This window comes from Frondihabitans sp. PAMC 28766, assembly GCF_001577365.1.
In the GTDB taxonomy this organism is placed as follows: domain Bacteria; phylum Actinomycetota; class Actinomycetes; order Actinomycetales; family Microbacteriaceae; genus Frondihabitans.
Map to the genome: position 1 here is coordinate 2,130,938 of NZ_CP014513.1, position 20,872 is coordinate 2,151,809.

Annotated in this window: 20 protein-coding genes; 10 read left to right on the plus strand and 10 right to left on the minus strand. The window is 68.6% G+C overall.

Translation table 11 applies throughout. The features are described from left to right. Positions 1 to 27: 27 nt before the first annotated feature. Both AX769_RS23910 and AX769_RS10325 read right to left on the minus strand, forming a co-directional pair. On the minus strand, positions 28 to 1,398 hold the full coding sequence (locus AX769_RS23910) for an oligosaccharide flippase family protein (protein ID WP_157887564.1): 1,371 nt from the start codon (positions 1,396 to 1,398) through the stop codon (positions 28 to 30). 74 nt (positions 1,399 to 1,472) lie between these two features. Beyond that, positions 1,473 to 2,096 (minus strand): acetyltransferase, encoded by a 624-nt coding sequence (locus tag AX769_RS10325; protein ID WP_369824089.1) that lies wholly within the window; start codon positions 2,094 to 2,096, stop codon positions 1,473 to 1,475. A gap of 15 nt (positions 2,097 to 2,111) precedes the next feature. On the opposite strand from AX769_RS10325, the gene AX769_RS10330 reads away from it, so the two are divergent. Genes AX769_RS10330 through AX769_RS10340 form a run of 3 tightly spaced genes read left to right on the plus strand, consistent with a single transcriptional unit; the run spans position 2,112 to position 5,404 of the window. Beyond that, entirely contained in the window at positions 2,112 to 3,356 is a 1,245-nt protein-coding gene (locus tag AX769_RS10330; protein WP_066278889.1) for a glycosyltransferase, read from the plus strand. A 42-nt stretch (positions 3,357 to 3,398) separates the two neighbouring features. Beyond that, complete coding sequence (gene gmd / locus AX769_RS10335) at positions 3,399 to 4,430, plus strand: GDP-mannose 4,6-dehydratase (protein WP_066278891.1); 1,032 nt, start codon at positions 3,399 to 3,401, stop codon at positions 4,428 to 4,430. 2 nt (positions 4,431 to 4,432) lie between these two features. Further along, positions 4,433 to 5,404, plus strand: a complete 972-nt coding sequence (locus AX769_RS10340) for a GDP-L-fucose synthase (RefSeq protein ID WP_066283483.1) — start codon at positions 4,433 to 4,435, stop codon at positions 5,402 to 5,404. Here the strand turns inward: AX769_RS10340 and AX769_RS10345 are convergent. Then, on the minus strand, positions 5,390 to 5,830 hold the full coding sequence (locus AX769_RS10345) for a VanZ family protein (protein ID WP_157887565.1): 441 nt from the start codon (positions 5,828 to 5,830) through the stop codon (positions 5,390 to 5,392). The genes AX769_RS10340 and AX769_RS10345 overlap by 15 nt on opposite strands. A 148-nt stretch (positions 5,831 to 5,978) precedes the next feature. Between AX769_RS10345 and AX769_RS10350 the strand changes: the two genes are divergently transcribed. Both AX769_RS10350 and AX769_RS10355 read left to right on the plus strand, forming a co-directional pair. After that, positions 5,979 to 7,730: a DUF4012 domain-containing protein gene (locus tag AX769_RS10350; protein WP_066278901.1), complete on the plus strand. Its 1,752-nt coding sequence runs from the start codon at positions 5,979 to 5,981 to the stop codon at positions 7,728 to 7,730. A gap of 55 nt (positions 7,731 to 7,785) precedes the next feature. Continuing rightward, a complete protein-coding gene (locus AX769_RS10355; RefSeq protein WP_066278904.1) occupies positions 7,786 to 8,334 on the plus strand; it encodes a hypothetical protein in 549 nt (182 codons plus the stop codon). 770 nt (positions 8,335 to 9,104) lie between these two features. Here AX769_RS10355 and AX769_RS10360 read toward each other — a convergent pair. Both AX769_RS10360 and AX769_RS10365 read right to left on the minus strand, forming a co-directional pair. Continuing rightward, complete coding sequence (locus AX769_RS10360; RefSeq protein ID WP_066278906.1) at positions 9,105 to 10,568, minus strand: LCP family protein; 1,464 nt, start codon at positions 10,566 to 10,568, stop codon at positions 9,105 to 9,107. Positions 10,569 to 10,698: 130 nt separating this feature from the next. Beyond that, positions 10,699 to 11,370 (minus strand): HAD family hydrolase, encoded by a 672-nt coding sequence (locus AX769_RS10365; RefSeq protein ID WP_066278908.1) that lies wholly within the window; start codon positions 11,368 to 11,370, stop codon positions 10,699 to 10,701. A 67-nt stretch (positions 11,371 to 11,437) separates the two neighbouring features. Between AX769_RS10365 and AX769_RS10370 the strand changes: the two genes are divergently transcribed. The 3 genes from AX769_RS10370 (at position 11,438) to AX769_RS10380 (ending at position 16,133) form a co-directional block, all read left to right on the plus strand. Next, positions 11,438 to 13,036, plus strand: coding sequence for a phospholipase D-like domain-containing protein (locus AX769_RS10370; protein WP_066278911.1), 1,599 nt, complete (start codon positions 11,438 to 11,440; stop codon positions 13,034 to 13,036). Positions 13,037 to 13,046: 10 nt separating this feature from the next. Beyond that, positions 13,047 to 13,841: a histidine phosphatase family protein gene (locus tag AX769_RS10375; protein WP_066278914.1), complete on the plus strand. Its 795-nt coding sequence runs from the start codon at positions 13,047 to 13,049 to the stop codon at positions 13,839 to 13,841. A gap of 837 nt (positions 13,842 to 14,678) precedes the next feature. After that, the gene (locus AX769_RS10380) at positions 14,679 to 16,133 is read left to right on the plus strand and encodes an MFS transporter (protein ID WP_066278915.1); all 1,455 of its coding nucleotides are present in this window, start codon (positions 14,679 to 14,681) and stop codon (positions 16,131 to 16,133) included. Between the two features lie 91 nt (positions 16,134 to 16,224). On the opposite strand, the gene AX769_RS10385 is transcribed toward AX769_RS10380, so the two are convergent. Together AX769_RS10385 and AX769_RS10390 are read right to left on the minus strand one after the other, a co-directional pair. Next, a complete protein-coding gene (locus AX769_RS10385; RefSeq protein WP_082763706.1) occupies positions 16,225 to 16,722 on the minus strand; it encodes an isochorismatase family protein in 498 nt (165 codons plus the stop codon). A 3-nt stretch (positions 16,723 to 16,725) separates the two neighbouring features. Further along, complete coding sequence (locus AX769_RS10390) at positions 16,726 to 17,073, minus strand: YciI family protein (protein ID WP_066278916.1); 348 nt, start codon at positions 17,071 to 17,073, stop codon at positions 16,726 to 16,728. Between the two features lie 186 nt (positions 17,074 to 17,259). On the opposite strand from AX769_RS10390, the gene AX769_RS10395 reads away from it, so the two are divergent. Further along, entirely contained in the window at positions 17,260 to 17,487 is a 228-nt protein-coding gene (locus AX769_RS10395) for a hypothetical protein (protein ID WP_066278919.1), read from the plus strand. Between the two features lie 26 nt (positions 17,488 to 17,513). Here AX769_RS10395 and AX769_RS10400 read toward each other — a convergent pair whose 3' ends face one another. From AX769_RS10400 to AX769_RS10410, 3 genes are all read right to left on the minus strand, one after another. Continuing rightward, entirely contained in the window at positions 17,514 to 18,371 is an 858-nt protein-coding gene (locus AX769_RS10400) for an NAD(P)H-binding protein (RefSeq protein ID WP_066278921.1), read from the minus strand. 122 nt (positions 18,372 to 18,493) lie between these two features. Then, entirely contained in the window at positions 18,494 to 18,949 is a 456-nt protein-coding gene (locus AX769_RS10405; RefSeq protein WP_066278923.1) for a MaoC/PaaZ C-terminal domain-containing protein, read from the minus strand. Between the two features lie 75 nt (positions 18,950 to 19,024). Then, on the minus strand, positions 19,025 to 19,621 hold the full coding sequence (locus tag AX769_RS10410) for a phosphatase PAP2 family protein (protein ID WP_082763707.1): 597 nt from the start codon (positions 19,619 to 19,621) through the stop codon (positions 19,025 to 19,027). Between AX769_RS10410 and AX769_RS10415 the strand changes: the two genes are divergently transcribed. Then, complete coding sequence (locus AX769_RS10415) at positions 19,581 to 20,858, plus strand: TIGR03364 family FAD-dependent oxidoreductase (RefSeq protein WP_239452005.1); 1,278 nt, start codon at positions 19,581 to 19,583, stop codon at positions 20,856 to 20,858. The two genes, AX769_RS10410 and AX769_RS10415, sit on opposite strands and share 41 nt — an antisense overlap. The last annotated feature ends 14 nt before the right edge of the window (positions 20,859 to 20,872 follow it).

The window sequence follows — 20,872 nt, forward strand, 5'->3', positions numbered from 1 at the left end:
TGATTGGGCACTTCGCATCGCATTCGACTAGTGACCAAAGTTAAACCGCCAGAAGTGAGAGATTTGAGCTTCGGCAATAAAAATGGCGGCCAAAACAGACCAACTAACGCTAGCCCTGACAGCCGTGCGGAGAAAGCCGAATGGCCTTCGTGCCGAATTTGCCACCGCCAAGATCATCGATTGGACGAAGGCGGAAAGCACTAGAGCGACAACTGCAGATTGAGTGTTTCCAATTCCGGCGACGACCAGCACAGCGACAGGAGGCATCGTCATGATTGCCAAATGCATCACGGTCTGCCGGAACTTTCCGTCGACTTGAAGTGTCCATGAGTAGTGCGTGGCTGTCGCCAGAGAGGGCAACTGGCACGCCACGGCTGCCAAGATGACATTTACTTCAGGCCATTTCGGTCCGAATAAGACTGCTTGTATGGCGAACGAAAAAATGCCAATCAAGAGACCTGAAATGACTGCCAGCGCTTCGACACGGCTCCACAGCCACTTTGCATAGTCATTTTTGCGCTGTCCGGTCGCTTCCATCGCGCGGGACAGCCTGTCCAAAATGGATGCACCCAGCGCCATCTGGAGTTGGGTTATCGGAACGATTACGAGTTGGTAGCTTCTCGCATAGCCGGCAGCACCGACTGCCGGAATCAGCGTGGGCAAAAAAGCTGAATCCAGTGAACGTCCCAGATACGTTGCGAGATTGAGGGGAATGTTTCGCAGGCCGTAGGAGTGAGCTGCAAAGGCGGAGACGCCATGGTTGCCGGCAGGACCTTCCTGCATGCCGACCTTTTGAGCTACGGCGGGGCCGATCAAGGCACGGAGTACCGCCGTCGTTGCCAATTGAAGTGTCAGCACCAAGGCGGAGTGCGTCCAGATCGAGCCTGCGACAGCTATCGAGACGCCCGCGACGAGGGTTGTAGCATCCACGATGGCCATGGCCCGGTACCTTCGAGCCAGAACAAGGCGAGAGCGAGGAACTTGAGCAGTCATTTGCGCCACAAAAGCCGCAACAAGAAGTCCGGACTCGTACCAATCGATGCGGCTCCCAGGTAAAAATTCATTGAGCACCGCGACCGCGCCCAGCAGGACAATCGTGCCTGAAATTGCGGAGGCGAGTGTGGCTGACCGTGCAGATTTCAGCGTCGCCGGAGATCGACCATGGACGATCAGAAATCCGAGTGGTGATAGATCGGCGAGGAGCGAACTGGCCGTGAACACGAAGAGAATGACGGCGAAATGCGCGTACGGAGTTGGACCGAGGGATCGAGCCAGAAGGGCAAAACCGCCCGTCGAGACCAGGAACGAAATTCCTTGCCCAATGGGAAGCCACTTGATGTTATCCGAGCCCCATGACATAAAAGACCGAAAGTGCGGGCCTCTTCCGCCTGATTTCACCGGGGTTCCTAACGCTGGGTCGGAACTCGACCTTCCCTCCCCGTCGTCCAAGGCCGAATCGGCTTTCGCTCGCTTCAAAACCGGCGTCCCTTGAGGCCGAACCCGCCCTGAGTGCCCCAAATTGAGTTCGCCGGTACTGCGCCTTGAACAACAGATCCAGGTTCGACGAGACATGAGCGGCCGAGCTCGGCGCCGCCAAGAATGACGCACCTGGAGGTGATCCAAGAACCAGCGTGAACGCGAATCGGTCTTGTCAGGAGCGCCATGTCGCGTCGATGCGCGTGACTCCCCGTGGTGAGAAACGTCTCCTGCGAGATGACGACATCGTGACCGATGTAGATGTGGTTCTGGTTGTGGAACCAGACACCTTCGCCGATCCAGCTGTCGCGCCCTATGTGGAGTTTCCACGGGAAGCGGACCCGGGTGCGCGGGCGAAAGATCACGCCTTCGTCGATCTCAGCGCCGAAGGCTCTCAAGGCGGCGACTCGAAGCCTCGAGCTGATTTGCCATGGATTTGTGACGAGGAGTAACTCGACAACGGCCCACGCAAGCACGACGTGGACAGGACGATCCCACGAGGTCCGCTCGCCCGGCGCGTCCGCGAGCGGGACGACCGGCACGTCGGCGTCAGGGTCGCCCGGCGCGTGCGGTGCTGATGTCAACGGCGTCTCCCCAGAACGAACGGCGGTCACCCTCACGGGTACAGTCGCCCTATGACTGTGCCGCCGCTCAAGATCCTAATCGTCGGCATGCACTACGCACCCGAAACCACCGGCAACGCGCCGTACACGTCGGCTCTGGCAGCGGGGCTGAAGGCCTCCGGCATCCAAGTCCGCGTCATCACGAGCCATCCTCACTACCCGGAGTGGCGAGTTCGTAACGGCTACGGGCAGTGGAAGAGCTCGGAGGTGATCAGGGGGGTGCCGGTCACGCGCCTGAAGAGCTTCATCCCGGCGAAGCCGTCATCACTCACGAGACTTATTTCTGAAACCACGTTCGGTGTGCGCGCGGCGTTCGCTCGTTGGGGTAGCCCTGATGTGGTGCTCCTGGTTTCGCCGGCTCTCTTCGCAAACGCGGTGATCACTCTTCTCGGCCGACTTCTGCGCCGCCCGGTGGCGACAGGCGTCTGGGTTCAAGACCTGTACAGCGTGGGGGTTGCTCAGACTGGAGCGAGCGGCGCGGGCGGCAGTGCCTTCGTCACTCGCGTCGAGTCCTTCGTGCTGCGGTCGGCCGACGGGGTGGCGGTCATCCACGAGCGCTTCCGGCAGATCGCAGAAACCCGGCTCGGCGTCCAATCGGCGCGGCTCTCCGTGATTCGCAATTGGTCGCATCTCAGGCCCGCGGGTTCGATCGACCGGGTTGAGACCCGCCGTGCTCTGGGGTGGGCGGACGACGAGATCATCGCGCTACATGCCGGCAACATGGGGGTCAAACAGGGTCTGGGCAACGTCGTCGAAGCAGGTCGCGTCGCAGATCGGGATGGATCACGCGTCCGGTTCGTCTTTCTGGGGGATGGCAACCAGCGCGTCGATTTGAAGCGGCAGGCGACCGGGATCGAGCGGATTCAATTCATCGACCCGCTTCCGGACGCACAGTTCCAAGCAACCCTCGGAAGCGCAGATGTCCTTCTCGTGAACGAACTCGCGGGCGTCACCGAGATGTCGGTGCCGAGCAAGCTGACCTCGTACTTCAGCACGGGGCTTCCCGTGGTCGCCGCCACGGAGGTCGGAAGCGTGACGGCGGGAGAGGTCACGCTCAGCGGAGGCGGCGTCCACGTCCAAGCCGGCCAGCCCAATGCGCTGCTCGAAACCGTCCTCCGGGTCGGCGGAGACCGCGAGCGGGCAGCCGAGATGGGGGAGGCCGGGCGACGGTTCCGCGATACACACCTCTCGGAGAGTCACGCCATAGCGCGCTTCTCAGACTGGTTGACTGGACTGGCGTCCTCGGACCGCGGCTGATCGCCTCGGTGGCGGGACGCTCATCAGCAACGTGGGGAAAATATGAACAAGCGCGCCTTCATCACCGGTATCACGGGCCAGGACGGCTCCTATTTGGCCGAGCTTCTTCTTGCGAAGGGCTACGAGGTTCACGGTCTCATCCGACGAGCCTCGACATTCAACACCTCACGGATCGATCACCTGTACGTCGATCCGCACACTCAGGGCGCAAAACTGTTCCTGCACTACGGAGACCTGAGCGATGGTGCGCGACTCGTCAGCCTGCTCGGCGAGCTCAAACCGGACGAGGTCTACAACCTCGCCGCGCAGTCTCACGTCCGAGTCTCGTTCGATGAACCAGAGCACACGGGCGACACGACAGGTGTCGGTTCGATGCGCATGCTCGAAGCTGTGCGCATGTCGGGCATTCACACCCGTTTCTACCAGGCATCGTCGTCGGAGATGTTCGGAGCGACGCCGCCGCCCCAGCATGAGGACACCCCGTTCTATCCGCGTTCGCCCTACGGCGCAGCCAAGCTCTACAGCTATTGGGTCACCCGCAACTACCGTGAGGCCTACGGCATGTTCGCGGTGAACGGAATTCTCTTCAACCATGAGTCGCCCCGGCGGGGCGAGACCTTCGTCACACGGAAGATCACGCGTGCAGTCGCGGCAATCAAGGCGGGTCAGCAGCACGAGCTCTATCTCGGCAACTTGGACCCCGTGCGCGACTGGGGCTATGCGGCCGAATACGTCGAGGGGATGTGGCGGATGCTGCAGGTCGACGAGCCCGAGGACTTCGTCCTGGCGACAGGTGGCCATTTCACGGTGCGTGACTTTTTGACGACCGCATTCGAGCACGTCGGGCTGAAGTGGGAGGAATACGTTCGATTCGACGAGCGGTACCTCCGCCCCTCCGAGGTGGACGCTCTCGTAGGAGATGCCTCTAAAGCCGAGCAGAAGCTCGGGTGGAAGGCCACCATCGACACAGCCGAGTTGGCGAGGATCATGGTCGAGGCAGACGTCGAGGCGCTGGCTCACGCCGGTCGACCCTGGATCGACAAAGTCCGCCTTGAGAGCTGGGGAACCAAGTGACGATCAGTGACGGCAGCTTCGAGGCGCGGCCCCTGGACCGCGACGCGACTTTCTACATCGCCGGCCATCGCGGGCTGGTCGGCTCGGCCCTCTGGCGGAGCTTCAGTTCGGCGGGTTTTAGTGGCCTCGTCGGCAGGTCTTCCGGGGAACTCGACCTTCGCAGCCGCTCTGATGTCTTCGACTTCTTCCGAGAGGTGAAGCCGAGATACGTGGCTCTGGCCGCAGCAAAAGTGGGCGGCATTCTTGCGAACGACACGTATCCGGCCGATTTCCTCACCGAGAATCTGCAGATCCAACTCAACGTGATGGATGCTGCCGTCGAAGCCGGCGTCGAAAGGCTGATCTTCCTCGGGTCGTCGTGTATCTACCCGAAGTTCGCCGAACAGCCGATTCGCGAGGACTCTCTGCTGACCGGCCACCTCGAGCCGACGAATGATGCGTACGCCATCGCCAAGATCGCGGGAATCATGCAGGTTCAGGCGGTTCGTCGTCAGCACGGCCTCGCCTGGATTTCAGCCATGCCGACAAATCTCTACGGGCCGGGAGACAACTTCGCGCCGAAGGGGTCTCATGTCCTTCCGGCTCTCATCCGTCGCTACGACGAAGCGGCACGAGACGGTCTCCCTACAGTCACCAATTGGGGGACGGGATCACCTCGACGCGAGTTCTTGCACGTCGACGACCTCGCCGCGGCTGTTCTGCACCTTCTCGAAAACTACGACGGCCCGTCGCAAGTCAATGTGGGAACAGGCTCCGACGTGACGATCCGCGAGATCGCCGCTGCGGTAGCCGACGCGGTCGGGTTTTCGGGACACACCGAGTGGGACTCGAGCAAGCCCGATGGAACGCCTCAGAAGCTCTTGGACGTCTCCCTCCTGGCCGAACATGGTTGGCGGTCCACGATCGGGCTCGACGAGGGGCTGCGGTCGACTATCGACTGGTACCACGCGAACGAGTCGTCAATCCGGCTCTGACTCCAGGCCCGGCGCCCTCGACCACCGCACGATCGCGACGAGCGCACCCCCGACCAGCGCCCCACCCGTATTCGTCATGAGGTCGCCGGCCGACGCCGTCCGCCCCGGCAAGAACGTGTACTGCGTGAACTCGATGCACAGCGAGAGGGTGAGCCCGAGCACGCCCGACGCCCACCAGAGCTGCGGCACGAACAGCGACGCGAGCAGCGCCCCGACCGGCAAGAACATCACCACGTTGGCGGCGCTCTGCACGAAGTCGTAGTCGACCCAGCCGGGCACGCCGTGCCGGTGCAGGGCGGCGAGCACGTGGCTGAGGGCGCCGTCGACGGGGGCGTCGACGTGGGTGGGCCAGAGCACGATCGTGAGCACAGCGGCCAGCACGACGACGAAGGCGATCCATTCACCTCGGCGCAATCTTCTGGTCACTCTGCGACCGTAGCGGGCCCGCGCCCAGATGCCGCCAAGGCGCAAGAACAGCAGAGAGCCAGCCGCATGATTGAATGAGCCCATGTCAGTTGCGTCGGGGGGGCGTCGAGTCGCGCTTCGACCAGAACGGGCGAGAAAGCGTCACCCCGTGCGCTGGATCGTGCTGGTCGTCGTGATCCTGCTGGTCGCATGCGTGGCCTGGATCGGCATCCGTGCGGTGCTCGCCGAGCGGCACCTCAAGACCTCGGTGTCGCTCGCCACCACCGTCGAACAGCAGATAGCGAGCGGCGACTCGAGCGGCGCCCAGACGACCGCCCAGCAGCTGGCGTCGAACGCCGACGACGCCCGCAAGCTGACCAGCGACCCGGTGTGGCGAGGCGCCGAGATCCTGCCGCTCGTCGGGGGTGATCTGCGCGCGGTGCGCCAGGTGTCGGCGGTGCTGTCGAACGTCTCGGACAACGCGATCGTGCCGGTCACCAAGGTGGCGAGCACCCTCAAGGTGTCGCAGTTCAAGCCCACCGGCGGTGCGATCGACCTCGAGCCGTTGACCGCGGCTCAGCCCGCCGTGGGTCGCGCCGCCGCCGACCTGCGCAGCCAGCTCGCCGTGGCCCGGGGCATCGACACCGGTGACGCGGTCAAGCAGGTCGACTCTGCGGTCGACCAACTCGTCTCCGTGCTCGCCAAGGCCTCGGGCGCAGCCGACGAGGCCGACCATGCCCTCACGCTGCTGCCGCAGATGCTCGGTGGGGACGGGCCCCGCACCTACCTGATCCTCTTCCAGAACAACGCCGAGGTGCGCTCGACCGGGGGCATCCCCGGCGCGCTCGCCGAGATTCACGCCCAGGGCGGCAGGATCACGTTGGGCCAGCAGGCCTCTTCGGCCGACTTCCCGCAGGCGGCCACCCCCGCCCTGAAGCTGCCGACTGAGACCGAGGGCATCTACGGCAGCATCACCGGCGAGTACATGCAAGACGTCACGCTGACCCCGCGCTTCGACCTCAGCGCCAAGATCGCTCAGGCCATGTGGAAGCAGAAGTACGGCACCACCGTCGACGGCGTGCTGTCGATCGATCCCGTCGCCCTCGGCTACCTCCTCGAGGCGACCGGGCCCATCACGCTGCCCACCGGCGAGACGCTGACGAGCCAGAACGCCGTGCAGACCCTCCTCAGCGACTCCTACGCGAAATACCCGGTGCCCGCCGAGCAGGACGCCTTCTTCGCCGGAGCCGCCGCCTCCGTCTTCCAGAAGATCGCGTCGGGATCCTTCGACCCCTCCGCCCTCCTCACGGGCCTCACGCACGCGACCGACGAACACCGGCTGCTGCTCTGGAGCGACCGGCCCGCCGAGCAGGCCACCGTCGACGCGACGGCGCTGTCGGGCGCGCTGCCCTCGAGCACCCCGACCAAGCCGGCGTTCGGCGTCTATCTCGACGACTCGACCGGCGCCAAGATGGACTACTACCTCAAGACCCAGATCTCGGCCGGCCAGAAGGCGTGCCGCACCGACGGCCGACCCGACCAGATCGTCGAGGTCACCCTGACCAACACCGCCCCGCAGGATGCAGCGACGACACTGCCCGAGTACGTGACCGGCGGCGGGGCATTCGGGGTCTCGCCCGGCGCGATCCAGACCACCGTGTCGGTCTATGCCCCCAAAACGGGTGTCTTCGTCGGTGCCTCTCAGGATGGTGTGCCTCGTTCGGTGCACAACGCGGTCGACGGCACCTACCCGGTGGCACAGTTCGAAACCAAGCTCTCACCAGGCAAAACGACGACGTGGCGAATCGAGTTCCTCGGCGGCGCCGCACGTTCTGCCGCGCCGAGCGTCGTCCAGACACCGACTATTAACGCAATCGACCCAAAAAAGTTGTCGATCTCCTGTGAATCACCCCTAAGCTGAGCAAACTGCACGTCTCAGGGGAGTCGTGTCACACCAAGGTTCTAGGGGGCCACTCATGCGCAAAATCACCAAGATCGCAACAGCATCCGCACTCGTTCTCGGCGCGATGTTCGTCGCCCCGGCTGCCGCCAACGCGGCAGGCTACGTGCCGTCCAGCAACGTCACCGTGTCGGGCGCCGTCGTCGCCGGCGGCACGGACACCGTCGGCTTCGCCAGCGGCTCGTTCGACCCGGGCGAGAACGTCACCTTCTCGGTCACCGGCGCCGGCCGCGTGCAGCTCGCAGCCCTCGCGCAGCAGACCGTGACCCTGACGAAGGCAGCCACCTCGACTGGCGCCGACTCGGTCTCGGTCACGCTGCCGGCCGGCGCGAGCGGCACCTACACGCTCACCGCGACCGGTGCGACCTCCGGCAACGTGGCGACCGCCGCGCTGAGCGTCGTGCCCGCTGACGGCACCGCCGCCAGCACCAGCGGTGCGCTCGCCTTCACCGGCTCGACCGTCTCGATGCTCGTCGTGTGGAGCGCCGCCGGCGCAGTCGCCCTCGGCATCGCCTTCATGATCGTCCTGGCGCTCGTTCGTCGCCAGCGCACGAACCTGCTGTAACCGACTCCCCAGTCACACGCACAAGCCGCCGGCCCTCGGGTCGGCGGCTTCTGCGCGTGCGGGCAGGCTCGCGGGCGACGCGAGTGCGGGCGCAGGCGCAGGATGCCACGTGGCCCCGAGTTCGCTCGGTGCCCGCGCAGTGTGGCGGCCGAGCGCAGAACGCCCGGGCGGGGCCTGCTGCGTGGCGCCGAGTTCGCCTGGTGCCCGCGTACTTTCGCGGCCGGGCGCAGAACGCCCGGGGGGCTCTGCTGCGTGGCCCCGAGTTCGCCTCGTGCCCGCGTACTTTCGCGGCCGGGCGCAGAATGCCCGGGCGGGCCCTGCTGCGTGGCGCCGAGTTCGCCTCGTGCCCGCGTACTTTCGCGGCCGGGCGCAGAACGCCCGGGCGGGCCCTGCTGCGTGGCGCCGAGTTCGCCTGGTGCCCGCGTACTTTCGCGGCCGGGCGCAGAATGCCCGGGCGGGCCCTGCTGCGTGGCCCCGAGTTCGCCTCGTGCCCGCGTATTTTCGCGGCCGGGCGCAGAATGCCCGGGCGGGGCCTGCTGCGTGGCGCCGAGTTCGCCTCGTGCCCGCGTACTTTCGGGGCCGGGCGCAGATCTCCCGGGCACCGCGGGTTCGCTGAGGCAGCGCGGGTTCGGCGCGACACCGCAACGTGCGCGGGAGACCGCGAGTTCAGCGGGAGACCGCGAGTTCAGCGGGAGACCGCGAGTTCAGCGGGAGACCGCCGGGATGGGCGGTGCGGCACCGGATCGGCGGCGCCGGCGGGGAGACCCCCGTCAGTTGATGCAGGGGACCGTGGAGGCGGCCGGGGTCGCGGCCGAGCCCGAGCCGGAGGACGAGGCCGAGCCGCCGGATCCTGCAGCCGTCGACCCCGACCCGGACCCCGAGCCGGACGACGACGAGCCGGACGACCCCGCCGACGCCGTCGACTTCGCCGACTTGCCGTCGGTGCCGAGCACCACGGTCACGTTGCTCACGCCGCTCACGGCCTCGAGGGTCGCCCCGGGCACGTACTTCGCGACCAGCGCCGCCTGGCCGGCCATCGAGGCGGGGTATTGGATGGTCGTGGCCGAGCGCGCCGATACGGTCGACGGGGCGGTGACCTTGAAGCCCGCCGTCTGCAGCGTCGAGGTGTTGGTCGCCGCGGCGCCGCTGACCCCGCTGCCGTTCAGCACGGTGACGAGGGTGCCGCCGACCGTCGCGGCGGGTGCCGCGGGGGCCGACGAGGCCGGCGTCGACTTCACGTCGAGCTTCGCGACGAACGCGGGCATCGCCGCCGTGTCGACCTGCACGATCGAGACGTACGAGCCGCCGTAGTAGATCGTCGGCGTGCCCGACACGGGGATCGTGACCGAGTTGAGGTTGCCGCCGGCGAGGTCTTTCAGCTGCGACGCGAGCGACAGGATCTTGAGGCCCGGGTCGGTCTGCACCGCGCCGCTCACTGCCTTCAGGGCTTTCTGGAGGCGCGACGGGTTGAGCAGCACCGCCGGCGAGAGGAAGTTCTTGGCTTCGGCGGTGAGGAAGTAGCGCTGGCGGATCTCACGGTCGAGGTCGCCCTCGGGCAGCCCGTGTCGCTGGCGCACGAAGGCCAGCGCCTGCTGTGCGTCGAGCGTCGAGATGCCGGCGGGCGCCTTGAAAGTCGAGTAGCTGTCGTCGACTGCGCTGGTGAGGCACACCTTGATGTCGGGCAGGGCCGCTGCGACGTCGTAGAAACCGAGAAGCGAGATGCGCACGAAGTGGTCGATGTGGAGGCCCGAGAGGTTCTCGATCGTCTTGACGAGCAACTGGGCGCCGCCCGCGTCGCCGCCCTTCTCGCTGCCGTACGCGAACGCGGCGTTGAGCTTGCCCATGCCGAAGCCGGGGATGTTCACCCACGAGTCGCGGGGGAAGGAGATGAGCGACGCCTTCGCGCCGTTCGACGGGATGTGCAGCACCATCATCGTGTCGGTGTTGGTGCCGCCGCCGTCTTGCGTGGTGCCGAGCTGGGCGAGTTCGGCCGCCGACGCGTCGGCGGGGCGGTGGTCGTCGCCGACCAGCAGGATGTTCTGCCCGGCCGACGACGACGCGGTCGTCGACGAGGTCGGGATCGCGTCGATGTGAGTGACGTTCGACGTGAACGTGTGGTAGCTGTAGGCGGCGTAGGCCACGGCCGCGAGAAGCACGAGCACGACCACGATCGCCACGTACCGGATCACGTGCCGCGGGCGCACACGGAGCCGGCTGCGGGTCGTTTCGGACATTCCGGAACCCAATCATCGGAAACAGTGGCGAACCCGAACGATACCTGAGTAACGGGGCGGATCCGGCCAAGCTCGTCCGTGCGGCCCACCGGATTTCATCCCCTGGGTGGGGGAGTGCGGGCCGTGCGGGCTAGACGCCCGGGAACGGTTCGGTGAGGCTCGCGAGCACAGCGTCGGCCCCGGCGTCCTGCAGCTCTTGCACGCTGTAGTGGCCGGTGGCGCAGCCGATACCCGTCGCCCCGGCCGCGTGAGCCGAGGTGATGTCGTGCGGGGTGTCGCCGACGACGAAGACCTCGTCGGGGGCGAGGTCGTGGCCGACGAGCTGCGCCGCCTTGCGGATCGCGATGCGGGTGGCCTCGTCGCGGTCGGGCGAGTCGCTGCCATAGCCGCCGAAGACGAAGTAGCGGCCGAGGCGGCCGCGCTCCAGCTTGGTGCGGGCCGCGCCCTCCATGGCGCCCGAGATGATGCCGACGACCACGCCCGCATCCTGAAGGGTCTTCAGCGTGTCGTCGACGCCGTCGAAGACCTTGTAGCCGGGGCCCTGGATCTCGTCGGCGAGGTGCCAGAGGTAGCGAGCGTAGAGATGCGCCATCTCTTCGTCGCTCGGGTCGCGGTCGAGGTAGCCCTTGAAGGTGGCGCGGCCGACCTGCGGGTCGGTCTCGCCGGCAGAGGAGTGCTGGCCGATGTCGGCCTTCACCCCGTAGATCTCGTCGAAGGCGTCCGTCCACGAGCGGCCTCCGGCGCCGCCGGTGTGGACGAGGGTCTCATCGATGTCGAACAGGACGGCGAGGGGCTTCTTCACCTCTCCGTCCTACTCGGTCCACCCTGGGTTCAGCCCGGCTGTCGGTGGCCGGGCCTAGCGTGGGGCCATGGCAGCCGACTTCTCTTCGATCAGCGATCTCATCCGCGCGCACCAGACCGAGCTGGCGCTGCCGGGGGTGCTGAGCGTCCGACCCGGTTACGCCTTCCACGAGGGGTGGATCACCGACACGCCCGCGGTGGTCGTCACCGTCACGACCACGGTTTCCGGTCTTCCTGACGAGATCGAGGGCGTGCCGGTCGACGTGCGGGTCGCGTCGCCGCGCAAGACGCTTCAGGTGCAGGATCCAGCGGCGTACGCCCGCCAGGTCGGCCCGGCTCCCGATTACGGGGCAGTGCCCGAGTTCGCTGACGAGTGGCGCGTCGACCGAGGTGCCGTGGCCCGGTTCGTGCCCCTGCAGACGATTGCCCGCCCCCTCGCCGCCAAGCCCGAGCTCGACTACACGGCGCCCGCCGGCGCCTCGCTCGCACCCGTCACGTTGACCCCGTCGACGTCGATCACGCTCAGCGCGAGCCCCGACTCCGGGTGGCCGACGCTCTCGGCCTTCCTGACGGACACGAAGACGTCGCTCACCGTCGGCATGTACGACTTTACCTCGGCGCACGTGCTGCAGACCGTCGAGAAGGTGCTCGTCGGCAAGACGGTCACGATGGTGCTCGACCACCCGTCGAAGAACCCCACTGCCGACCAGACCGACGAGCAGACCGTCGCCTCGCTCGTGACGGCGTTCGGCGACGACCTGTCGCAGGCGTGGGCGCTCGAGCGGATGGACCCTGAGGCCGCTGCATGGATCTTCCCCACGGCGTACCACATCAAGGTCGCCGTGCGGGATTCGTCGTCGGTCTGGGTGTCGAGCGGCAACTGGAACAACTCGAACCAGCCTGACATCGACCCGGTGACGACCCCCGGCGACGCGACAGCGGCCCGCTCGGGCGATCGCGACTGGCACGTGGTCATCGACGATGCGGGGCTGGCGGCGACCTTCGAGGCGTTCCTGCTGAACGACCTCGCGGTGGCGTCGGCGCATGACGTGGCCGGCGCGGCGCACGCCGATGCGACCTCGGGCCCTGTCTCGGAGTTCATCGACGAGCCCGCCCTGCTGCCGCTGGCCGAGACGCCGCCGTTCGCGCAGTTCTTCGCGTCGACGGTCGTCACCGACACCACGCGCGTGACACCGGTGCTGACACCGGATGCCGGGGTCTACGTCGGTGCCGTCACCTCTCTCATCGAGAGCGCGACGTCGACGCTGCACATGCAGTTCCAGTACATCGAGCTACCCAAGGTGTCGTCGGTTGCGTCGGCGCCCCTCGAAGCCCTCGTGGCCGCGATCGTGGCGCGCCAGAAGGCGGGCGTCGACGTCAAGATCATCATGAGCGAGTACGAGACGGCAGGCTTCCTCGAGAAGCTGCAGGCCGCCGGCCTCGCCGTCACGACCAGCGTGAAGATCCAGAACAACGTGCACAACAAGGGCGTCGTGGTCGACGGGGCGCGAGTGCTGGTGTCGAGCCAGAACTGGTCGTCGGCCGGTGTGACGACGAATCGTGACGCCGGCGTCGTACTCGAGTCGACCGCTGCGGCACACTATTTCGACGAGATCTTCGAGCACGACTGGGAGCACCTGGCCGCGCCGACCGCCGCCATCGATTGAGAGCACGACCTTGCGACTTCTGCTGATCCGCCACGGCCAGACCCCCGCGAACATCAAAGGCCAGCTCGACACGGCGGTGCCCGGGCTGCCGCTCAGCCCGCTCGGGCGTCGCCAGGCTGCCGCCGTCCCGGCGGGTCTCGCCGAGCGCGGGCTCGACGAGGTCGGGTCGCTGTTCGTCTCGACGCTGGTGCGCACGCAGGAGACCGCCGCGCCGCTCGCCGCCTCTCACGGGTTGACCCCGACGGTGCTCGACGGGCTGAAGGAGATCCAGGCCGGCTCGCTCGAGATGCTGTCGGACCGCAAGTCGCAGGGCGAGTACAACGCCACCTGCTTCGCCTGGGCCGAAGGCGACCTCGACGTGCGCATGCCAGGCGCCGAGAACGGCCACGAGTTCTTCGCCCGCTACGACGCCGCGATCTCGGCGGCTGTGGCGGCCGCCCGGCCCGTGGTCGTGATCAGCCACGGCGCCGCCATCCGCACCTGGGTGACCGGCCGCTGCATCGACGTCGAGGGCGGCTTCGCCGGCACGCACCAGCTGCTCAACACCGGTCTCGCGCACCTCGAGAGCGTCGACGAGGGCGCTGCTGGCGCGGCTGGCGCGGCTGGCGCTGGCCCCGCGGCTCGTGGCGGCGCCGGCGTCCCGGCCGGCGCCGCGGCCGCCGCGGCCGGGGCCGGCGTTGCGGCGGGCTCCGGCTCCGGCTCGGGGCGGCGCTGGCGCCTCGTCGAGTGGCTGCGCGACCCCGTGGGCGGCGTCGCCCTCGAAGACGACCTCGCCGACGACCCCACGGGCCGCGCCACCGAGTAGCCCCCGCCCCGCCGCGCCCGGCCTTGCCACGGTCCTGCCGCTCGGCGTTGCCCCCGCGCCTGCCGCGCCCGGCCTGGCCCGCGCCTGCCGCGCCCGGCCTGGCCCGCGCCTGCCGCGCCCGGCCTGGCCCGCGCCTGCCGCGCCCGGCCTGGCCCGCGCCTGCCGCGCCCCGCCTGGCCTGCGCCTGCCGCGCCCCGTCCCTCACCCGCCTCGCCCCAGCGCTGCCTGGTGCCCGCGTAACCGGCGCCGGTACCCCTGTCGGAGCCACCACGCGTCCCTGCTTGTCTCCGCGAGCGCTCCCGAGCCCCGGACGGCACTGTGTCCGCGGACGCTGGTGGCCACGCGACCCACAGCCGGCCAGGCATCGGCGCACCGGCCAGGCCGCGGCGCAACCTGCCGGGCCTCGGGATTGCTGGGTGCCCGCGCAGATGCGCGGCCTCGCGCCGAACTGCCGGGCGCGCCGCGGTGCGAACGAAACCGAGGGATTGGCGGGCCTCGGCATTGCTGGGTGCCCGCGCAGATGCGCGGCCTCGCGCCGAACTGCCGGCCAAGGCGCGGCCGAGCGCGGCCCGATCGACACTGGGCCCGGGAAGGGGTATCCCTTTTTCTGACTTACAGGTCTGCCTGAATTCAGGGGCGCGTGCGCGAGTACGCGGCAGGGCGCTGAATTCAGGCGAACCTGTACAAGCCGAAAAGCAATACCCCTGCCCCGGGACCACGACCCGTGCCCCGTGACCACTACCCGTGCCCCGGAGCCGGAGCCGGAGCCGGAGCCGGAGCCGCATCCCGGGGCGGGCCGGGCGCGGCGGGGGCAGGCAGCGGGCCATACTGGAGGGGATGACGACGCAGCCCTCCTTCCGCGCTGCGGCGGGCATCCGCTCGCAAGCACTGGCCCTTCTCGTGGCCGGGTGCTTCTTCATGGAGAACCTCGACTCCACGATCGTGACGACCGCGGTGCCGAGCATCGCCCGCGACCTCGGCGTCGACGCAGCCAGCGTGGGAGTGGCCATCACGGCGTACGTGATGACGGTGGCGATCCTGATCCCGGTGAGCGGCTGGCTGGCCGATCGGTTCGGCAGCCGTCGCATCCTGCTCGTCGCCATCGCGCTGTTCACGCTCTCGTCGCTCGCGTGTGCGCTCAGCCCGTCGCTGTCGGTGCTCGTGATCGCGCGCATCGTGCAGGGCATCGGGGGCGCCATGATGGTGCCCGTCGGCCGGATGACGGTGCTGCGGGCCACATCGAAAGAGAACCTGATCCGTGCGGTTGCCGTGCTCACCTGGCCGGCGCTGGTCGCCCCGATCCTGGCGCCCTTCGTCGGCGGCCTGCTGACCACCTACCTCTCGTGGCACTGGATCTTCCTGGTCAACCTGCCCCTCGGCCTGATCGGGTTCATCGCCGCCATGCGCATCGTGCCCGGGCCCGCGGCCGTGGCCGAGGCGGCAGCGGCCACGGGGCAACCCGCGTTCCGGCCCACTCCGCCCGACTGGCTCGGCCTCTCGCTGACCTCCGCGGGCATCGCCGCGCTGGTGTGGGCGACGACGCTGCTGACCATCACGCCGATCGACGTGATGCAGGCGATCGTCTCGGGCGTCGTCGGCATCGTGCTGGTCGTGCTCGCCGTACGGCACCTCCTGACGACATCGAAGCCTTTCGTCGATCTGCGCCTGCTGCGTGTCCACACCTACGGGGTGGCCCTCGGCGGCGGTTCGGTCTACCGGTTCGTGATCAGCGCCATCCCGTTCGTCCTGCCGCTGCTCTACCAGCGCGCCTTCGGCTGGACCCCGGTGCAGGCCGGCAGTGCCGTGCTCTTCCTCTTCGCGGGCAACCTCGGCGTCAAGCCGGCCACCACGTGGATGCTCAAGACGTTCGGCTTCAAGCGGCTGCTCGTCACGGCGCACCTCGTCGGGGTCGCCTGCCTCGTCGGCATGGGGTTCTTCCGCGCCGACACGCCCTTCGTGCTGATGGTCGTCGTGCTGATCATCTCAGGCGCCGCGCGCTCGACCGGCTTCACGGCGTACAACACGATCACCTACGCCGACATCGACGCCCCCAGCATGACCGGCGCGAACGTGCTCGACTCGACCGTGCAGCAGATCGCCATCGGCTCGGGCATCGCGCTCGGCGCCGTCGCGATCTCCGCCGGCCTCGCGGTGGCGTCGGCTCACCACGCGTCGGTCACCTTCGGCTATGACTTCGCGTTCGCCGTGCTTGCCCTCATCCTGCTCGTGTCGCTCGTGCCGGCCGCGCGCCTGGACCGCTCGGCCGGCGGGGCGCTGACGGGGCGTCGCTAGCGCGACTCGTCGCCGACAAACGGGGCGTCGGGATCCTGCGCCGTCAGGATCCTGACCGCCTCAGGGCGCTGCCCCTTCACAGCCCAGCGCCTCACGTGATCGTGACGCCCGCGGCCGTCAGCACCAGCTCGACGTCGGCCGCGATCTCGGCCGCCCGGCGACCGTCGTCATAGGTCGCGTGCAGCGCCGACGGCACCTGCACGTCGAAGCCGGCGTCGGCCGCGCCGAGGCAGGACTCCTGCAGGCAGTATTCCGACTGCATGCCCACGAACACGAGCCGCTCGACGCCGGTCGCGGCGAGTTCGGCGGCGAGCGCGGGGTTCGACTCGAAGACGTCGAACGTCTGCTTCGTCACGATCCAGTCGTCCGGCCGCGGGTCGAAGAACAGCTCCCAGCCCACGGTGAGCGGCTCGTCGACGTCGCCGGGGTCGCCGTCGTTCTGCACGAAGACGATCAGGCGGCCGTCATGCCGGGCACCGTCGATCGCCGAGCGCAGCCTCGTGATCATGATCTCGGCGTTCGGCAGGGCGTCGGGGCCCTCGAGCATGTTGCGCTGGGCGTCGACCACGACGAGCGCTGCGGCGGTCACCGGTCACGACCGCTCGGCGAACAGCCGGACCTCGATCGGCAGTCGGGTGATCTCGGCCATCCGGGTCGCGATCGCGTGCGCACTTGCCTCGTCGGGCAGGTCGGCGACGGTGAAGCCGCCCAGCTGCTCTTCGGACGCGAGGTAGGCGCCAGGCGTCATGCCGATGGCGGTTCCGTCGGACGTGACCACCGTGGGTGGCGTCGACTGGTCGAAGCCGTTCGAGAAGACGAGTTGCCCGGCGCCGTCGAGCTCGCTCATGAGGGCGCCCATCTGTCGCATGACCGGCTCCAGGATCTCAGGGCCGGGCACTACGCCCTGCGGCTGGTACATCCCGATGAAGTAGCGAGGCATCGTCGTCTCCCTTGTCGATGAGTGCACGCTACCCCCGGCAGAGGGTCAGCGGAAGATCCGCGTATTCATGCGGATCCCAGCGTGTTACACGATGTTCACACGAATACCCGTTCGGGGGTGAGCGCCGGTGCACCAGACATGCCTACTGTTGCGGAAAGGTAACGATTCGCACGAAAGGGGCACGACATGAGCACCGTCACCAACCGTTGGACCAGGAACGCCGTCATCGCTCGTCTGGCCGCTTCCGAGGCCATCGACCACGACACCGTCTCGACCCTCCGCGAGCGCGCCGAGCGCCGTATCGAACTGCTGCGCGTGATGAGCGCCGTCGAAGAGGGCCGCATCGACCCGGACGCCGCTACGGCCCGCTTCGACGAGATCCGCGCCATCACCGCTCTGCCGCTCAGCGCGTAGCGCGCCCGGCCCCGGCGGGGACTCCGTTACGCGACGGCAGCCGCAAGCCCCTCGGCCAGCGGCGTCGTCGGGCGGCCGATGATGCGCGCGAGGTCGCCCGTCGTCACGGCGAGCAGACCCTCGCGGATGTTGCCGTCGAGCGCGACGAGGAAGCCTGCTGTGCCCTCGTCGAGGCCCGCCGACTTCAGGATCTCGAGGTGCTCGTCGGGCGTCACCGACCGGTACACGACGCGCTTGCCGACGATGCCGGCCACTGTGGCCGCGAGCTCGTCGAAGTTCCAGGCGTAGTCGCCCGACAGCTCGAGCACCTGCCCGGCGAGCGACTCGTCGAGGGCGGCCACCGCCGCGGCCTCGGCGTAGTCGACCCGGCTGGCGCTCGCCACGCGGCCGTCGCCGACGCTCTCGACGATCTCGCCGCGGTCGCGGCCCGACTCGAGGGCGGCCACGTAGTTCTCGGTGTACCAGCCGTTGCGGAGGATCACACTCGGCACCCCGGAGGCTGCGATGAGCTCTTCGGTGGCCTTGTGCTCGGGCGCGAGGATCAACGTCGTGTCGGTCGCGGCCGGGGCGCTGGTGTAGACGATGCGCGCGGCGCCGGCGGCGGCAGCGGCGTCGATGACGGCCTGGTGCTGCGGCACGCGCTGGCCGACGGCATCGCCCGAGATCAGGATCACGACGTCGCCCGGGTGGATCGCGCTGGCGATCGTGTCCGGCTTCGTGTAGTCGAGAGTGGCTGTCTTCACACCGCGGTCGGCGAACACCTTCAATCGCGACTCGTCGCGGGCGGTGGCTGTGACGGTCTCGGGGGCGGCGCCGCGCTCGAGCAGCTTCTCGACGACGAGCGAGCCGAGCTGGCCGGTGGCGGCGGTGACGATGATGGACATGGGGTTCCCTTCGAATGCGCACGGGAGCTCGTGCGCTGTGGTCAACCCGTCGGATCCTGCCGTGCTTCCCGATCGGCGGCGCCTCGGGGCACGGGCCCGGGCCATGGGCTCGGGCCACCGGCTCAGGCCAGCGCCGCGGCCTTCGTCAGCACCATGAGGTCCATGCGCCCCTGCTGCACGATCTCGCCGCGCTGATTGCGCAGCGTCACCTCGCGCTCGACGATGCCGGTCGTGCCCTGTGAAGTGAGCCGGGTCGACAGGATCCGGACGGTGCAGGTCACGGTGTCGCCGATGAAGGTCGGCAGCGGAAAGCGCCATGCGTCGATGCCGAGCAGCGCGACCGCCGAGCCTTCGAAGACGCCGGTGCGGGCGATGAGGCCGAGGCAGAGCGACGCACCGAGCATGCCGTGCACGATGCGCTGGCCGTAGCGCGTCTGCGACGCGAACTCGACGTCGGTGTGCACTTGGTTGTTGTCGTTCGTCCACGCCGCGAACGACATGACATCGGCTTCGGTGATGGTGCGGCCGGGGGTGACGAACGTCTGGCCGGCTTCGAGGTCTTCGAGGTAGTGAGGCACCGGCCCAGTCTGCCAGGCGCGCCGCGAGGCGCGAGGTGCGAGACGCGAGGTGCGTCGCGCGCGGCGCGCCGCGAGTCAGCGGCGGGGCCGGCGCAGCCCCGGGATCAGCCGCAGCACGCCGGCGCTCGCGAGGCCCATGCCGGCGCCGATGATCGCGCCGCCCGCCACATCCGAGAGCCAGTGCGCGCCGACGTGCAGGCGCGAGTAGGCGACACCCGCGGCGAGGGGGAGCGCGACCGCAGCGGCCAGCGGGCTCTCGAGCCCGGCGCCAGTCGCGAAGGCGACAGCGCTCGCCGTGTGACCCGACGGGAACGACGCCGAGGCCGGGAATTTCGCGAGCTGCCGCGCCACGGGCACGTCTTCGGCGAGTGGGCGGGCGCCGCCGAACACCGGCTTGGCGACGAGATTGGCGAAGGCGCTCGACAGGCCCAGCGAGACGAGGCCCCGTGCGGCGGCCCGGCGCCCGCGCGGCCCGGTCAGAGCCAGCCCGGCGGCCACCGAATACCAGAGCACGCCGTTGTTCGCGGCGGTCGACAGGCGCAGCAGCACCGTGTCGATGTGGGGCGTGGCCGGCCACGCGTTGATCCTGCGCCCCACCCGGCGGTCGAGCCGCTGCACGAAGGCCGGCAGGATGCTGGGGGTCGACGACGAGGAGGGCGGGGTCAGCGGCATCCCCCGAGCCTATAAGTCGCTGCTGGGCGCCTCGGCCGCGGCGTTCACCGCCCGCGGCGTTCACCACCCGTTCGCCTGGCGCCCCTACGGTGGCCGGATGGCAAAGAAGGTGGACCAGATCGTCGACGTGGCGATCGTCGGGGCAGGGATCGTCGGGCTGGGGCACGCCCTCGCAGCCGTCGATCGCGGGCTGAGTGTCGTGGTCATCGACCGGGGCAGCCGTCAGATCGGCTCGTCGATCCGCAACTTCGGGCACGCCTGCATCTCGGTGCAGTCGGGCGCAGCCCAGGTGCACGCCGACCGCTCGCGCCAGCTCTGGTTGCGGCTGCGCGACGAGGCCGGCCTCTGGCTGCGCGAGGGCGGCTACGTCGTGGCCCGCGCCGACGACGAGCTGGCCGCGCTCGGCGAGTTCGCCGCTCGCCGCCCGCTGCAGGCCCGCGTCCTCGACGCGGCCGAGACCGCGGCCGCCTCAGGAGCCGACCCGGCGCACGTGGTCGGCGGTGCCCACCTCCTCGACGACCTGCAGGTGAACCCCCGCGAGGCCCTCTTCCAGGTCACGGAGTACCTCCGGTCGCGCGGCGTCGAGTTCCAGTTCTCCACTGCCGTCCGCACCATCCGCGAAGGCCGCCTGCACACCACGCGCGGCCGCATCGGCGCCGACCGGATCGTCGTGGCCGTCAATTACGACGTCGACCAGCTCTTCCCCGACCTCGGTGCCGACTACGAGGTGCGGCGCTGTGGGCTCGACATGACCCGCGTCGCGATCGACGGCCTCCGCGCGCCCCTGGCCGGGCCGGTGCTGACCGGGTGGTCGATGCTGCGCTACTCGGGGTTCGCGACGGCGCCGTCGCTCGCCGGCGTGCGCGACCGGTTGCACGCCTCGCATCCGGGGCTCGCCGCACTCGACCTCAACCAGATGTACACGCAGCTGCCCGACGGCACGGTCATTGTCGGGGACACGCACTACAAGGACGACGTGGTCACGCCCTTCCAGCAGGAGAACGCGTTCGACGAGATGCTCGCCGAGGCGGCGGTGTTCTTCGGGGTGCCGCGCGGCGCGATCCGCGTCGTCGAGCGCTGGCAGGGCGTCTATGCCACCGCCCCGCAAGATTTCTTGATCGACGAGCCGATCGAGGGCGTGCACGTCGTCTCGGTCACGACCGGCATCGGCATGACCACCGGCCTCGGCCTCGCCGATCGGGTGATGAGCGAGATCTACGAGCCCGTCGGGGCGTAGAAACACCCCAGCTT